This window comes from Minwuia thermotolerans, assembly GCF_002924445.1.
In the GTDB taxonomy this organism is placed as follows: Bacteria; Pseudomonadota; Alphaproteobacteria; order Minwuiales; family Minwuiaceae; genus Minwuia; species Minwuia thermotolerans.
The window spans coordinates 18548-33162 of sequence record NZ_PIGG01000011.1; the positions used below are offsets into that span (position 1 = coordinate 18548).

The 14615-nt window shown below is 59.3% G+C and carries 14 protein-coding genes; 6 read left to right on the forward strand and 8 right to left on the reverse strand.

The annotated features are described in order from the left end of the window. From CWC60_RS02175 to CWC60_RS02190, 4 genes are all read right to left on the reverse strand, one after another. Entirely contained in the window at nucleotides 1–2253 is a 2253-nt protein-coding gene (locus CWC60_RS02175) for a DNA methyltransferase (RefSeq protein ID WP_109792424.1), read from the reverse strand. A 91-nt stretch (nucleotides 2254–2344) separates the two neighbouring features. Then, complete coding sequence (locus tag CWC60_RS02180) at nucleotides 2345–2533, reverse strand: hypothetical protein (protein WP_109792425.1); 189 nt, start codon at nucleotides 2531–2533, stop codon at nucleotides 2345–2347. A gap of 150 nt (nucleotides 2534–2683) precedes the next feature. Then, the gene (locus CWC60_RS02185; RefSeq protein WP_109792426.1) at nucleotides 2684–3256 is read right to left on the reverse strand and encodes a recombinase family protein; all 573 of its coding nucleotides are present in this window, start codon (nucleotides 3254–3256) and stop codon (nucleotides 2684–2686) included. Between the two features lie 132 nt (nucleotides 3257–3388). Beyond that, nucleotides 3389–5383: a type IV secretory system conjugative DNA transfer family protein gene (locus CWC60_RS02190; RefSeq protein WP_164516323.1), complete on the reverse strand. Its 1995-nt coding sequence runs from the start codon at nucleotides 5381–5383 to the stop codon at nucleotides 3389–3391. A gap of 533 nt (nucleotides 5384–5916) precedes the next feature. Here CWC60_RS02190 and CWC60_RS02195 point away from each other — a divergent pair. From CWC60_RS02195 to CWC60_RS02210, 4 genes are all read left to right on the forward strand, one after another. Further along, nucleotides 5917–6843: an ArdC family protein gene (locus tag CWC60_RS02195; RefSeq protein ID WP_109792428.1), complete on the forward strand. Its 927-nt coding sequence runs from the start codon at nucleotides 5917–5919 to the stop codon at nucleotides 6841–6843. Between the two features lie 134 nt (nucleotides 6844–6977). Continuing rightward, nucleotides 6978–7394: a hypothetical protein gene (locus tag CWC60_RS02200; protein ID WP_109792429.1), complete on the forward strand. Its 417-nt coding sequence runs from the start codon at nucleotides 6978–6980 to the stop codon at nucleotides 7392–7394. Between the two features lie 97 nt (nucleotides 7395–7491). Continuing rightward, the gene (locus CWC60_RS02205) at nucleotides 7492–7965 is read left to right on the forward strand and encodes a hypothetical protein (protein WP_109792430.1); all 474 of its coding nucleotides are present in this window, start codon (nucleotides 7492–7494) and stop codon (nucleotides 7963–7965) included. A gap of 96 nt (nucleotides 7966–8061) precedes the next feature. Next, complete coding sequence (locus CWC60_RS02210) at nucleotides 8062–8589, forward strand: LbetaH domain-containing protein (RefSeq protein ID WP_109796430.1); 528 nt, start codon at nucleotides 8062–8064, stop codon at nucleotides 8587–8589. A 71-nt stretch (nucleotides 8590–8660) separates the two neighbouring features. Here CWC60_RS02210 and CWC60_RS02215 read toward each other — a convergent pair whose 3' ends face one another. Next, nucleotides 8661–9296: a hypothetical protein gene (locus CWC60_RS02215; protein ID WP_109796431.1), complete on the reverse strand. Its 636-nt coding sequence runs from the start codon at nucleotides 9294–9296 to the stop codon at nucleotides 8661–8663. A gap of 57 nt (nucleotides 9297–9353) precedes the next feature. Continuing rightward, nucleotides 9354–10553, reverse strand: coding sequence for a hypothetical protein (locus CWC60_RS23195; protein WP_125182708.1), 1200 nt, complete (start codon nucleotides 10551–10553; stop codon nucleotides 9354–9356). A 310-nt stretch (nucleotides 10554–10863) separates the two neighbouring features. Between CWC60_RS23195 and CWC60_RS02225 the strand changes: the two genes are divergently transcribed. Both CWC60_RS02225 and CWC60_RS02230 read left to right on the forward strand, forming a co-directional pair. Continuing rightward, nucleotides 10864–11118 carry a hypothetical protein gene (locus CWC60_RS02225; RefSeq protein WP_109792434.1) on the forward strand — a complete coding sequence of 85 codons (255 nt, stop codon included), beginning with the start codon at nucleotides 10864–10866 and terminating at the stop codon, nucleotides 11116–11118. A 214-nt stretch (nucleotides 11119–11332) separates the two neighbouring features. Next, a complete protein-coding gene (locus CWC60_RS02230; RefSeq protein ID WP_109792435.1) occupies nucleotides 11333–11707 on the forward strand; it encodes a DUF2958 domain-containing protein in 375 nt (124 codons plus the stop codon). Nucleotides 11708–11764: 57 nt separating this feature from the next. Here the strand turns inward: CWC60_RS02230 and CWC60_RS02235 are convergent, their stop codons facing one another. Then, entirely contained in the window at nucleotides 11765–12961 is a 1197-nt protein-coding gene (locus tag CWC60_RS02235; protein WP_109792436.1) for a DUF3644 domain-containing protein, read from the reverse strand. Between the two features lie 441 nt (nucleotides 12962–13402). Next, entirely contained in the window at nucleotides 13403–14530 is a 1128-nt protein-coding gene (locus tag CWC60_RS02240; protein WP_109792437.1) for an IS110 family RNA-guided transposase, read from the reverse strand. Nucleotides 14531–14615: the final 85 nt, after the last annotated feature.

Below are 14615 nucleotides of genomic sequence, written 5' to 3' on the forward strand. Positions count from 1 at the left end.
TTAGTCTCGCTCCGCATTTGTGCTGATCTCTTTGCTGCCGGCAGCATGCAACTCCGCAATAAGCGCCTCAATCTCACCGTTTGCGTTATCCAGCGAGGAGAGGGCCGCGTCCATCTCATGCGAAATAGAAAGCTGTCGAAGCAATTGTGCCATGACGATGACGCGCACGTCGTTGCGGCTCAGACGGCGCCCGGAGCCGCGAAGGCGCTGAACCTGCTCGGCAGCGACCGGCGAAATAGTGCCCCACAAATCGCCGTTCCAGCGATGCGGTGTCAGCTGCGTGCGCTTCCGGCAGACGATGATTATGTCCAGGTCGATCGGTTCCCGCGCCTGATGCTTGGGCATGGCGACCGACATTTCAGACTTTATTGGGTGCGCCGCCGTTATTCCAAAACCGGCCTCCATCAGTGCCTTGAGGACGGCGTGCCATCCTTCCGGGCGTGAGTGGTGGTAGGTGAACGCGAGAATCCCATCGTCATTGAGGACGCGGTACGCCTCCGTCCACACGGCGCGCAGGCGATCTGTGAAAGCACCTACATCGGCGTTCTGAACTTCGTCCTCACTGCGAGTCGTGTCGGCTTGCCAGTGCCCGTTGGCGCCAAGTATGTGCCGCTGCCACACGTGGAAAAAATCGGCGAGCTGGGAGTAGTGAACGTTATCGAAGAACGGCGGGTCAGTAATGATCGCATCCACCACGCCATCCGGCAGATCGGTAGCGCTCGAATCGCCACAGGACAGATAGACGCGCTTACCTTCGGCGAAGGCAGAATAGCTCTCAGCCACAGGAAACCCGATCTTCTCGGAGAGGCCGAAAACTTTTTCATTGCCCTTGCGGCCGGGAGCCGGCAATCGAATCTCGAAAGGGTCGTCGGCGTAATCGAGGGCGCGCCTGATCCTGCCTTCAAACATGGTCGAGAATGCACCTGAACTCTTCGGAGTGCCCCACAGGTTGGCTTCCAGCGGCACGCGTTCGGGCTTGAGAATGTGATGGGCAAACATGTGCCGGACGGCGCCAGTCCCCTCGCCCTTGTAGGAGGCGAACATATTGTTGAACTCAAGCGTGCCAGAGAGCAGGCAGGTGAACAGCTCGCGCAGAATCGGGTCTTCGATCTGCCTGATCCTGTCCGCCAGGACAGAAAGGCAAAGGAGTTGACGCTCGTTGAACATCTCGTGCCAGTGCCGGTAATTGTAACCGAGCGCCTGGTTCGTGTTGTAGCCGGGCTCTATCGCAGCGACCGGATATGGGTTTTTGCGATTCCTCAGCGCCTTCTGCGCTTCGCCGTAGAGCGCCCGGTCCTCATCAGTTGCTGGCATGTACGCTTTGCTGCCCTCCGGCATAAGGACGAGCTTTGCATAGAGCCGGTGTTCTGGCGGACGGCCGGTTTCGCGGATCGTCTTGGCAATTGGGAAAATGTGGGAACATTCCGGACAACTCGCCTTTTGCCCATTGGCCGGACCGGCCTGCGGGTCGAAAGTGGCGTAGCATGTACCGCAATGCGCTTCCCGGGCGTCATTGCGCACTTCGTTGATTGCACCGCAAGTGGGGCAGACCGCCTTGGCCTCGGGATATCGCTTCGGGTAAGCGTGCCGCGCGAAGATGTATGACGAAAACAAATCCACTGCCGTGTCGCACGCCGGACAATCGACCGTTTTCACCCAAAAATAATAGAGAACGTCAACTTCTCTGCCATCGGGCAGAGTCGCGCTGTAATACCGGCGAACCTGGTCAGCCACGTCACGTTCAATAGCCCGGTAAGTTTCGAGGATAGCTGGGCGGTCGTGAACCGCAAGCGCGTTCCTGACGAGGAAGTGGGCGACCGGATTAATGTCGCGTCCGATGGCGCGCGCTCCAAGCTTAGCGGTTTCGCCAATAGTCGTACCGCTGCCCATAAACGGATCAAAAACTACAGCATCCTTGATGCGAACAGGCTTGTAGAACAGGTCGAGCATGTCGGTGCCGGATGGCGCAAAGGCACCGAGAACTATGGCACGAAAGACTGTGCCAAGGCGCTGCGCCCACCACTTATGGATGTGATAAAGAGGTCGATTAATTTCTTTGCGCCAACTCTCGATCTGGGCAATGTCGCTCAACGCCTCAAAAGGGAAGGCCATGTCTTCAAGAGCACGCGGGCCGGGCGCTACGACGAGCGGGATCGTCACCGATTCGGGGCTCTGCAAAGGTAATGGCAGTGCGTCTAAGCCTTTCGGATCATCCCATTGCGATCGGGCTCCCGAACCCGCAGTTACACGCATGTCCGACTACCTTTCCGGGCATGCCGAAGGTACGACCACAGTCGATACTGATGGTCTTGATCTAGAAGCAGCATTTCCCTCGGAGCCATGTTCACTTTCGGTCGCTTCCCTTAAACTTGAGCATGAGTTGCTGCCCTTCGTGTTTGTCTAAAAACTCCTGCAACGCATACCGCACCACATATTGGAGCGACAGTGGCGGCCGGTGAGACTGAGCAATATGGCGTAGAGCCTCATACTCCTCTCGCTCAACGGATACCGAGAAGCGCTTCATCTCCGTCATTCTAGCCCTACCAAGGTTGCTACCTCGTCCACCATACACAGGCTACACAATTTCGCACCAGAATGCACCAAAAAGGGCGCGGCGCACACAACTTTTTGCATGAATGATGATTGGCGTACACAACATCAGCCCGCACCTTGATCAACGGCACTAGGTACTCTCGAACGCAGCCGACGCCTTCACCACCCGGCTGATTGTCGCCGGATGCACGTCGAAGACCCGAGCCATCTGACTGGCGGTGCGTCGGCCCGAGCGAACGGCCTCGATTGCCTCGCGCTGCTGTTCGGCGGTCAACTTCGGCCGGCGGCCGCCTACTCTGCCTTCCTTGCGGGCGCGTTCGAGGCCGGCCCGTGTCCGCTCGCGAATCATCTCACGCTCGAATTCGGCGAAGGAGCCGAGCATCTGCATGAGCATACGGCCGCCGGGCGACGTCGTATCGATCGACTCTGTCAGGGACCGGAAGCCGGCGCCGGCCGCATCGAGCTTTTCCATGATGAACAGGAGATCGCGCAATGAGCGGGAGAGCCGGTCCAACTTCCAGACGACAACCACGTCGCCCGCCCGCAGATAGTCCAGGAGCTTTTGGAGCTCCGGCCGATCCCATCGGCCGCCGGAGGCGGCTTCCTGATAGATCGTCTCACATCCCGCCTCCCGAAGGGCGGTCACCTGAGCCGTAGTATTCTGATCGTCGGATTTGGAAACGCGAGCATACCCAATGAGCACTCGAAAATACTTTCATAAACCAATTGCATATCAAAAACCTTCTGCAATCAGTTTACGCAAATATCGGGGCCCCGGAAACGCTGACATCGTGCAGTGCAGCATTTCTACCTATTGAAACGGTCGTTATTTCAATCAATCCAGCCGAGGCGGTTTGGGCAGCCCGTCCTCCGTCAATTCGTATTCCGGGGCGGCCTCGCTCTTGGGTTCGGGCTTGGCCGTTTTTTCATTCTGCCCCTGACCCCCTTCTTCGCTGAGCGCCGGTTCCGTTTCGGCCGGTTCTTCCGGCTCCTCCGGCACCTGCTTGCGCATGGCCTCGTTCTGGGTTTTGAGCTCTTCGAGCGTCAAACCGTCGATCGGCCACGGTTCCCGTTCCCGCACAGGCACGTCGCCCAAGCGTGCTTTCGCATTGGCCACCATCTTCTTGGCGCTTTCGCTCTCGTCCCAGAACATCGGCATACGCGCACGGATCGGTTTGTGCCCCTGAAACCGCAGAATCACGTCATCGCGGAAGGCGCCACCGATCAGCTCGTTCGGCGCGGCCAGCGGCGTTCGATTGCCCCACAGGTCCGGATGCTCGCCCAGCAGATCGGAGATGTACTGCGCCGTGCCGAGATCGTTGGGCCGGAAAAACATCTGCGCCCTGGAGTTGGCGATCAACGTCTCCCAGCGGGGATAGACATTACGGAGTTGGGAGAGGTCCTGCGCCAGGAGCCACAGGCGGATATTCGCACCACGGGCAATTGAGATCGCATCCTCAACGATCCGCATGTAGCCGAGCTGGGGCAGCTCATCGAACAGAAACAGAAACGGCCACTGCCCCTCCGGCGTCGCTGGAGACTGGTTGCCCCGCGCCTCCCGTTCGACGTAGCGACGATGCGCCATCACCCCTTGCAGCATCATGCCGAGCACCACCCGCAAAACCGAGCTGTACATGTCGATTTGCTCGGCCGGCACCACAACGAACACCGTATGAGCGTCTCCGGTGATCGCCGTATTGTCGTCTTCGAGCCAGAAGCCCGGCTTGTCCTCGACGCCCTGCGAATACATCCACCAGCGCATGTGGTCGTCGCCGGCGATCGTATGCGGATGGAGGCCGTGGCTGGTGCCGCGGGTCGCCCGCATCACCTTGGGGGAGCGCCAGATTTCAAGCTGCGTGCGCAGCGTATGCGTGATCGACGTGCGCATGCTCTCATGCACATCGAGCAGCGTGGCGCCAAGCTCGCGCAGCCGCTCTTCATCGCTGTCCTTGAGTTTTTGGATCAGCGCATCCCGCCGATCCTCGTCGAGATGGAGAAGGCGCGTCACCTCCCGGATATTCCGCTGGCGCGGCGGATAGGTGTGATAGACGTAGAAGATCAGCGCGGTGACCAGATCTTTCGCCGTGTTGTCCCAGAACGGCTCCTTCCCCATGGGCACGATCAGCAGCTCGGCAAGCTGGCGCGCGTTGTCCCAGATCACGTCCGCATCCTCGTCGGGCAGCGGCGTCAGCATGTCCATCGGATTGAAGCAATCCGTATCCGGGTCCTCGGGCGCGAACTTGAAGACCTTGCCGTACCAGTCGCGCCGCCATGCCGTCTTCCGGTACAGTTCGCCCTTCGGATCGAAGACGACCGTCGGCCCTTCGTAGTTATAGAGGTTGCGCAGAATGAAGGCTTGGCCCTTACCCGCGCCGGTCGGGGCCACGGTCAGCAAATGCCCATCGCCCGAAAAGACCACCGGTGCGAATGATTGCTCTCCCTTGCGGCTGAGTTCCGCCGGAATTGGGAAATTGCCGATATGAAGCATGTCCATGCGCTCGTCCGTCCGGCCACGGCACATGGGCGTCTCCCGAAACTCCAGGAACGTCATCCAGGCTTCGGACTTGCCCAGGTCCTTGATGCGCGCCTGCCATGCGGGATCGAGCTTCGGCAGGATCACGTTCTGCAGCACCCGCTCCAGTTCGCCCTTGTCGCGCTGAATGATCTTCTGCCGCAGGAGCATCTTCGACGTGCGATCCACCGGCATGTCGTGGATCAGGTCCAGCAAGGCCCGCATCGGGGCCTCTAGACCTTGGCGGAAGTTCTCGGCTTCCTCTGCCTCTTGCCGTCTTTTGTTGCCGCCGCCCCCAAACAACTTGCCGAACACCATATGCTCTCTCCCCCGCGTCGCCTCCAATTGCCAATACTGACGAAACCATAGCTGCCCCGATCCGGGATCGCCAGTTTCCGGCGGCTTGAGACAAGTCGAAAATCGCCCCGCACGGCGTTTCGGCGGGCGTCGATGTTGGTGGGCAAAACACCCACCGCGTAACGGCGGGCAAACACGTCCCGTCACGGCATCGCGCGGCTCCGGTTGGTCACGTCTGGCTGACGGCGGTGCCTTCGGCATCTTGGTCGGGTGTCGCATTTCCTTTCCAGCTTGAGCAGCACGACCGCAGGCCTTCCTCATGGGTGGCGTGCCTGGCAGGGACGCCGTACCCGGCAACGGGGCTGCGGGACTTTCTTCCCCGCGAGGCTTCGCCTGCTTCCTCGCGCCCGCTGCGCTCCAAGAAAGACCCGCTTCCCCGTCTCCCGCTTCGCTCCCGCCCGTCGGGTGCCGCGCCCGGCTTCACCCCTGCCTTTCCGGCAGCCATCGGAAGGCCGCGGCGGTCGCGGCCTCGCAAACCGGAAAGGAGCGAAGCCATGACGACCAAGAGCAAAAAGCCCGACGTCTACACCCAGGTGACCAACAACATCATCGCCGCCATCGAGGCCGGCGCCGGCGACTGGCAGATGCCCTGGCACCGCAGTGGCGAGGGCCTCAACCGCCCCACCAACATCGACACCGCCAACGCCTATCGCGGCGTGAACGTGGTCTCCCTCTGGGCCGCCGGCTACGCGAGGGGCTTCAGCACCGGGATCTGGGGCACGTACCGCCAGTGGCAGAAGAACGGTTGCCAGGTGCGCAAGGGCGAGAAGGCGAGCCTTGTGGTCTTCTATAAGGAGATCGAGATCGCCGACGACGAGCTGGAGAACGACGACGGCAACTGGCAGACCGACAACAAGCGCCTCATCGCCAAGGCGTCCTGGGTCTTCAATGCGGACCAGGTGGACGGCTACGAGCCCGCGCCCCTGCCGGCGCCCGAGAATCCCGTCGAGCCCATCGACGCGGCGGAAGCCTTCGTCCGGGCGACCGGAGCGACCGTGAAGTACGGCGGCGAGCGCGCCTTCTACCGTCCCTCGGACGACATCATCCAAATGCCGGAGCGCGAGCGCTTCCTCGGCACCGAGACCAGCACGCCGACGGAAGGATTTTACAGCACCCTGCTCCATGAACTGACCCACTGGAGTGGCGCCAAGCACCGCTGCAACCGGGAGTTCGGCAAGCGCTTCGGCGATCAGGCCTACGCCATGGAAGAGCTCGTGGCCGAACTTGGAGCGGCTTTCCTCTGCGCCGATCTGGGCATCAGCGTGACGCCGCGGCCGGACCACGCCGCCTACATCGAGAACTGGCTTCAGGTCCTCAAGGCCGACAAGAAGGCCATCTTCACCGCCGCCTCGAAGGCGGCTCAGGCCAGCGACTTCCTCGCTGGCCTTCAGGACCGGGCGCACACCGAGGCCGCCGCTTAGGCGGCCTCACCAACAAAAACAATCGAAACACTTGAATAATTGGCGGCCGATTCTCACAACAAAATTACAATACACCTTCCTTTTCCACTACGCCCTTCGGGAGCTGATGCCCGAAAGGGCGTCAGATATCTATCATGATCACCACCCGACACCTTTTCTCCATCTTGATCGTTGGCGGACTTTCAGCGCTGTTCGTTGCATCCCGCGCAGACGCCACCTCGACCTCTCTCGAATACGCCCTTGCCTTCCCGGTCACCATTGCCGGGGGCGCCGCCGGGTTCATCCTCTTCACCAAGATTCGTCCTTTCCTGGAGAAGCTGGTTGGCCACGCCGGAGTAATGCCGTGCGTGTGTCTTGGCCACATCGTTGGCGCCGTGACGCTGGCACTGGCCTTCCCGTCTGCCGACCTCATTTCTTCACCGATGATATCGGACGCTCTGATCTTTACGGCGATCGCATTGTGCGGAGCCGCATGCACGCCGGTCGTCGCTTGGGTCTTCGCTGGCCTGCGGGCCATCAAGCACCCGACCAACAAGCGATTCCTCAACTGACATACGCGGCACGCCGTCCTTCCGGCGGCGTGCCGCTCCCTTTTTACCTTCGCTTTCCACTACGCCCTTCGGGAGCTGATGCCCGCAAGGGCGTCAGATGTCTATCATGATCACTGCTCGACACCTTCTCTACGTCCTGATCTTCGGCGGGCTGGCGGCGCTATTCGTCGCATTCTGCACCGCGATGGTTACACTCATCGGTGACGCAGACACCGCCTGGACCTTCCTGGAACACACTCTTGCCTTCGTCCTCACGATTGTCGGCTGGGTCGTCATTTTTCTCTTCATCACGATTCCCGGCTGCGTCGTCGGGCTTCTCCTCTTCCAAAAGACCTATCCTGTCCTGGAGAAGTTGGTCGGCCACGCCGGGGTGATGCCGTGCACAGTTCTTGGTATGTGCATCAGCGCCGTTTCGCTGCTGACGGTATTCCCTTTCACCTCACCGATATCGGTCGCCCTGATCTTTGCAGCCATCGCATTGTGCGGAGTCGCATGCACGTGCGCTGTCGCCTTGGCCTTCGCCGGTTTGCGGGCCATTAAGCGCGCGATCGACAAGCGCTTCCCCAACTGACCGAAGCGGCACGCCGCCCTTTCGGCGGCGTGTCGCCCCCTTTTTCCTTCGCGTTTTATCTCACAGCCAGGGACCGCCCTCAGGGGCGGCATGCCCATGAGAATCCCTACGTCCAAGCCCCCCGTCAGCTACTATGACTTCGGAGACGGTAACGGCCGTGTCCGGGCGCGTCGGCACCTCAACATCGACGGCTCGGAAGGTGGATGGGTCGCAGAGACGGCCTCCGCCTCGCCAACCGCCTATATCGCCCGCAACGCCCTGATCTACGGGAGGGCGCGCGTCGCCGATCATGCCAAGATCAAGGACTTCGCGCGCATCTGCGACGATGCCGAGATCATCGGCGAGGCCATCGTCTCCCAGAACGCCTTCGTCGGCGGGTACGCTTTCGTCGCCGGCAATGCGATGGTCTCGATCAACGCCACCGTCTACGGCCAGGCCCGCGTCCTCGGCAACGCGACCGTCGTCGGCACGGCGCGTGTCGGCGGGACCGCGCTGGTCTACCAGTGGGCCTACATCGCGGGCTACGCACATATTGCCGCCGGCACCTTCGGCGGCGATGGCAAGAACACCACGGTCATCGACGGCAGCAGGCCGCCGATCGATCCGCCACCGACCTTGGACTAACCCCACACGGTCACGTCCCGATTACGAGAAAGAGCCGCCCCGTCCGGGCGGCTCTTTTTTCTTGTCGGAGATCAATCGGAGTATCGGTTGCGGCAATCCCGAGAGGTGCAGCGCTCGTCCACATCGACACCTAGTCGATCCGCGGCTTGCTCGACTTTCTTATGGTCCGCCTTGCCGCAGGTGCCGCGGGCTTCACAGGAATTGGCTACCGCCGCCTCGATCTCCGCCTTGCTCATATGGCCAGCCTCGTAGGCCTTGCGATACTGAATGGCGCCGACCCGGTCGACCTCACGGCCGAGATGTTCGCCATAGATCTTGCCGAGCCACCCCTCGAAACCGCCACCACCGGCCGCCGTTCCGTCATCATCATCCGAGCTACCACCGCCGCTCGCGCTTGCGGCAGGCGACGGCAAGTTCATCGACTTGCATGAAACCGATCCATTCGAACCGATACCGCCGACGAAGTTATTCGTTCCGCCGCATCGACTGCCGCTCAAGGCGTCTATGACCCGGCGCTGCGCATCGATCTCGCCCTGAAGCGCCGCGAGTTGCGCCTTCAGGTTCCGCAACTCGTTCATCAAGGCTGAATATTCAGGCGAGGACTTCTGCCCGGTCGCCGAGAAACTCGTAATCTGCGCCGCGGCCGGCAACCCGGATAACAGAACCATCAATAATACGAAGAAGAATACTCTCATTTGAATCAGCAATCATTTGTTCCCTCATATATTTATGGCGGCAAGCAATAATTGATCCTGACATTGTCACTACGGCTGACAGTGATACGTGTGCGGGCAGCTACCGTCGCACTGGATTGTGGCGTAACCACCTCCCCTGACCACGCAGTCGCCGTTGTACATCTCCCACGTATTGGCCCAGCATTGATCGCCCGCGTCTGGATGACAGCATGAGTGCGTATTGCAGCTTGTGCTGTCGGTGCAATTGCCGCCGCATTCGCTACAATCGACCGTGCCGCCACCTGTGAACTCACACGCCCGTGTGCGCGTCTTCGATCCGCCACCGCAAGACGCGGAACAACTACTCCATCCGGACCAAGAGCCGTACTCATAGGTTCCGGTGGTTACCGACCAAACATCAGAACCGGCCCCGAGATTCACTGTCGCTGAATGCGCGACGCCTGTATCCGAACTGGTCGTCAATCGAAGCCGTACAGAATCACCGGGATCAATCGTCGCTGACGCACCCCACGCACCCCCGTTTACGGAAAGAGCCGGGGACCCCTGACCTGAAACGGAGACCGCCAGCGGCCCATCGTACCCGCTCGGCGTTACCGGATCCGAGCTGACGGTCGCATCCAATGCCTGATCGGTGAGGTCGTTGAAGCTGAACGGATCGGGCGTTACGTCTTGGTCACGAGTCGTGACGGTCCATGACGTCACCAAGGACGACATTGTCATCGTCGTCGTCTTGGACGTCCCGAAATTGTTGGATGCAGTCATCCGAAGCTGAACGTAATCGCCGGATTCGATAGTCGCCGTTGAACCCTGCGCGCTTCCGTTTACAAGAATGATCGCGCCATTGGTTACGGAGACCGTTCGCTCTCCAAAGAAGCCTGAAAGCTGCGCTTGACCGGTCGTATACACATCGCCGGGCTCCGCATCCGAAACATCATTGAATGTTGTCGACGCTTCAGGAGCCGCGCCGATTTCTTGCCAGTTCTGACCGTCACAGAACAACACGGTTTTATAGGGGGCCGCATATCTCAGCACGCCCTCATGGTCGGGATCACAAACGCCACCATCACCAAGCTTGATGCCGCTTTCGTGCGCAGTGACACCGGAGAACGTCACCCGCCCATCATCCTCTATATCAAGCCCAAGAACGCATCCGTTCCCATCTGCATTCGGATGCTCAGGGCCATAGATCATGCCGAGCTTCCCACATGGATCATCACCAACGACGCAACCATCGGCATCGGCATCAGGATGGTTCGGTCCATAGACCATTCCCTTGTCACCGCACGCCTCGACCGCGGCCTTTAGCTCCGCGTGGTACTGTGTCAGTTGGGAGATATAGGCACCTTGTTTCGCGGCTCCAGCGCCACCCCGCCCCTGCCCTGAGACCGCAAACAGCCGATCCTGTGCGACCACCGAACCGAGAGATAAGATACCCACCAAGAAAACGAAAAATATTATAATTGTACGACGCAAATATCTATCCGAATATTTAAATATAGTTTCAATTTTATGTTACACCAAATTTTCACATGTTACTTATGAATGTGTCTGCAAATTTTTAAATATTATACCATACATAATGCACAGGGATTACTCAAAAATACGTATCAAATACTTCGAGGGACGCATCTATAACGCACGCGTGCGCGAGCTCGTGGATAGCGGGCAGTATAACGACACCGGCTTCGCGGACGCCTGGGCCGAGGGCCGTTTTGTCGAGGTACGCGCAACCTCCCTCGTTGAAGCAATGCGGCTCCTTCAGCGCGACTATCCCGAGGACGCCGGCTTCAAGGTCACCGACCTCATCGAAATCCCCGACCCCTATGCCCCGTAGCGGCCTTCATCGCGGCTGCGCGGCGGATGTCGCCATGCCGTTTCGTCGTCCCCTTTGGTGCCCCGATCGGGTGCGGGTTACCTCTGGCAGGCGCAGCCTTGCCGTCCATGCCCGGCCCGCGCCAGCCCGTGTTGGGCAGGACGGCCGCGGCTCTTCGCGCCTGCCCTTCGTCTCCCCGCCCTACGGGGCGAACACCAACAAGGGAGACGACATCATGAAACTGCTGACCGATGACATCCGCGCCAAGCTCATCGCCAATGGCCGCAAGAACGCCGAACGGCTCGCCGATCCCGACAACGAGGACGGGAACACGCACGACTTCCGGCCGGTCGTGAAGCTCTTCAACCCCTGCGGCGCCGGCACCTGGCTCCTGACCGAGATTGACCCGGAGGATACGGATATCGCTTACGGCCTGTGCGACCTTGGCATGGGATGCCCGGAACTGGGCACCGTGCGTATCTCGGAGCTTGAGCGCGTCCGGCTTATGGGCGGCGCCCTCGGCATCGAGCGCGATTGCCACTGGACAGCCGACAAGACGCTGTCCGCCTATGCCGACGAGGCCCGCAGGCTGGGCTACATCAAGGCATAAGCCCACGTGGCACAAAGCCCCGCTTCGGCGGGGCTTCTTCGTGCGTTCACAGCGCTTCTATTTGTACCTGTCGCCCTGCTCCTGACAGTGAGCACGAACGCGCTCAATCCACTTGTCATACCAGACCCAGGTATTTTTGTAGTCGCCGGGCCGCCCGAAGCCGTTCGCCGGGTTCTTGCCGTCCAACGACTTCCACAACGCGGTATGGGCCTGCTGATTGAACTTCGGGTACCCTTCCGCCTGCATCATTTCCCATACTTGCTTTGCGGTGTAGCGGCTCTTATCAACCTCCTTCAACAGAACGCGGTTGATCTCGCGGCCTTCCTCAGAATCTCCCTTGACGAACTCAACTGCCTCATCGGCGCTGGAAGCGCGATTGCCGACGACAGGCACATACGCCACGCGATACCGGTACGCCGGATCGCCATAGTCCGCCTCGCTCAACCCCTCTTCGAACGCGTCGATGAATGTCTCAACATGGGACGGCAACGTGCTTCCCTTCTTCAAAGCCGCGCGTTGATCGGTTCCGAAGGTCACGAATTGCAGCGCGATCGGAAGTCGACGCTCAAGCCCGTACTGCTGGCCGAAAAGCGACTTGATCGCGTTATTGAAATTCAGACAGCACGCCTGGAGCTTAGCGCTGATGGCATCATCGATCCGGTTTGTCGAGCGATGCTCAATCTCGTGACGCAGATCCAGCAGAAATTCGAGGTTCTTCACCGCCCCATTGGGAATAGGGCATCGCTCATGACGCAGACACTTGCCGAGTTCCCAATAGCAATCTGCCCCATGTTTGGTCTTCTGCACGGTCCCATCGCCTTTCTTATACCTGTAGTCGATGCCTTCCCTGCGGAACCAGGCATGCAGCAGGTACGTCCACGCAATGATGCAGGTCACGATGAACAGTTCCGCGCGAAACGTCAGGCCTGCGCCATTGAAGATGTGGACCGCCGCGATCATCGCTTCCCGCGCCTTGATCAGCAGCTCATCGCCACGCAGATTGAGTCCGGTTTCCGGATCGACCTCGGGCCAGTTTGCGAGGAAGGTATCCAGCTCGACTTCTGACGCCGGTTTGGCACTTTTGTACCGTGCGCCCGTTCGAATCTCGGCGATGCGCGCATGGTTGATGGAGCGCGTCGGTCGCGTGAAGTAGGCCAGTATATCCTGATCATTATACCCACCACGCGACAGCATCGCCTTGATCAGGGCGATTTCCCATCGTTCGAGCGTATTCCCGCGCTTCCTTGACACCATATCTCTTGCCACTCCACAGCAAGACCGAGTTCAGAAATACTCAAGGAAACCTAACGACTTTCCGGTTTGAGGGGAAAGACTTCCCCTGCCTGCAACCGCCTTCGGCGTTTTCCGGTCACCCCTTCCACTCATGTCCTTTTTGCAAGAAGAAAAAATGGGCTACATCAACGACGGCGAGTATGTCGTTTTGCTTCTCTTATATGGTCTGTGCAAAGCAGGGGGCAGAGCTCAAGACGACGGTTGATCAGACACTCATGCGCGGGTTGGCTACCGCAAGACCGTGTATTCGTCTTGGAGCTGCCTCTGTCAGCGGGCGTGCGTGGAATCGTGATCCGCACTTCGAAGGGGCGAGGGTTCTCCTACCGGGCTCAGCCCCCAGCCTTACACAGACGGCATTACTTTGTCGTCGCGCGCGCCTTCAAACTTTAAGCGCGCGACGTATCATCTATCGGCTGACTCTGGTGGCGGACTCACCTCTCTTGCGATAGCCCACATGAATCCAACCATTTCCCGCGCGATTGCGGTGGCAGCAATATTCTTTGGCTTGCCTGTCGCCAGAAGCCGCCGGAACTTGTGACTTAATCTCAATTGAGCCTTCCACGCGATATCCGTCACGCTGTTAGGTAGGCCTTCGATTTGTGGAAGCTGTTCTCGACCGATGCGAGGTCCGAAACGATAGCTCCAAGCCCCTTCAGCCAAAACGCGTCGTGCTCGCGCGCTACCAGCCTTGGTAATTCCACCCCTACGTGTTGTCGTGCCGCTGGATCTTTCCGACGGGATTAGGCCCAGAAAGGCCATCACCTGACGAGGATTGTCGAAACGGTTGAAGTCGCCTACTTCTGCCACAACAGTCGCTGCGGTAATTAGGCCGACGCCTCGCATTGATTGAAGTGCCATCACCACTGGTCCCATAGACCAAGATGGAATCAGCATCTCAATTTCTTTTGTGAGCCGGTCCCGACGGTTCTCGGCCTCTTCGACGGCATTCACGTATTCTTGGAAAACGGCCTGTTCCACAGGGGTATCGAGCTTAACCCTCGAAAGCCAACGCCTATGGATTTTCGTCCAACTCGCTTTTCCGGTGTAAATAATTCCGCGACGTAATAGAAAACTCTGAAGTGATTGTCTCGCCCGTGACAGCGCCTGAAGGGATGTTTCCCTGGCGCGAATTAGGTCCCGTACGGCTTCATGTTCCTCTCCCGGAACCCAAACAGAAATGAGTTCGCCTGCGCGGTGCATACGAGCCAGCTTAATCGAATCGCGCCGGTCTGTTTTTATCTGGTCGCCCGGCCGGGTCGGAATCAGCGATGGGGCGACGACGACACATTCGTAACCGGCTCCGGTGAGTTCACGATAAAGACCGTAACCGCAAGGGCCGGCTTCATAACAAAATGAAAGTGGCTCACCGTGGCGTTTTGCTACTTTTTTCGCAACCTCCAGAATAGCCCCCGGTCTGTTGGCGATGGTGCCAATGTGTATGGTTTCGGCCATACGTTCGGCCGGAGAGACACTGACAGATATTGTGGCTTTGTGGACGTCAAGTCCAATATAGGCGGCTGAAGAGTACACATTACTTCCTCCTTTTGTTGAAATAGTAAACTGCTTTAGCAATATACTTTTTCTTCTTGCAAAAGGACATTAGGTCAGCGGGGGA

Coding starts and splice junctions, on each gene's coding strand:
- CWC60_RS02175 (WP_109792424.1), bottom strand. CDS start 2,253: ATGCGTGTAACTGCGGGTTCGGGAGCCCGATCGCAATGGGATGATCCG.
- CWC60_RS02180 (WP_109792425.1), bottom strand. CDS start 2,533: ATGACGGAGATGAAGCGCTTCTCGGTATCCGTTGAGCGAGAGGAGTAT.
- CWC60_RS02190 (WP_164516323.1), bottom strand. CDS start 5,383: ATGGTGTTCGGCAAGTTGTTTGGGGGCGGCGGCAACAAAAGACGGCAA.
- CWC60_RS02195 (WP_109792428.1), top strand. CDS start 5,917: ATGACGACCAAGAGCAAAAAGCCCGACGTCTACACCCAGGTGACCAAC.
- CWC60_RS02200 (WP_109792429.1), top strand. CDS start 6,978: ATGATCACCACCCGACACCTTTTCTCCATCTTGATCGTTGGCGGACTT.
- CWC60_RS02205 (WP_109792430.1), top strand. CDS start 7,492: ATGTCTATCATGATCACTGCTCGACACCTTCTCTACGTCCTGATCTTC.
- CWC60_RS02210 (WP_109796430.1), top strand. CDS start 8,062: ATGAGAATCCCTACGTCCAAGCCCCCCGTCAGCTACTATGACTTCGGA.
- CWC60_RS23195 (WP_125182708.1), bottom strand. CDS start 10,553: ATGGTCTATGGACCGAACCATCCTGATGCCGATGCCGATGGTTGCGTC.
- CWC60_RS02225 (WP_109792434.1), top strand. CDS start 10,864: ATGCACAGGGATTACTCAAAAATACGTATCAAATACTTCGAGGGACGC.
- CWC60_RS02230 (WP_109792435.1), top strand. CDS start 11,333: ATGAAACTGCTGACCGATGACATCCGCGCCAAGCTCATCGCCAATGGC.
- CWC60_RS02235 (WP_109792436.1), bottom strand. CDS start 12,961: ATGGTGTCAAGGAAGCGCGGGAATACGCTCGAACGATGGGAAATCGCC.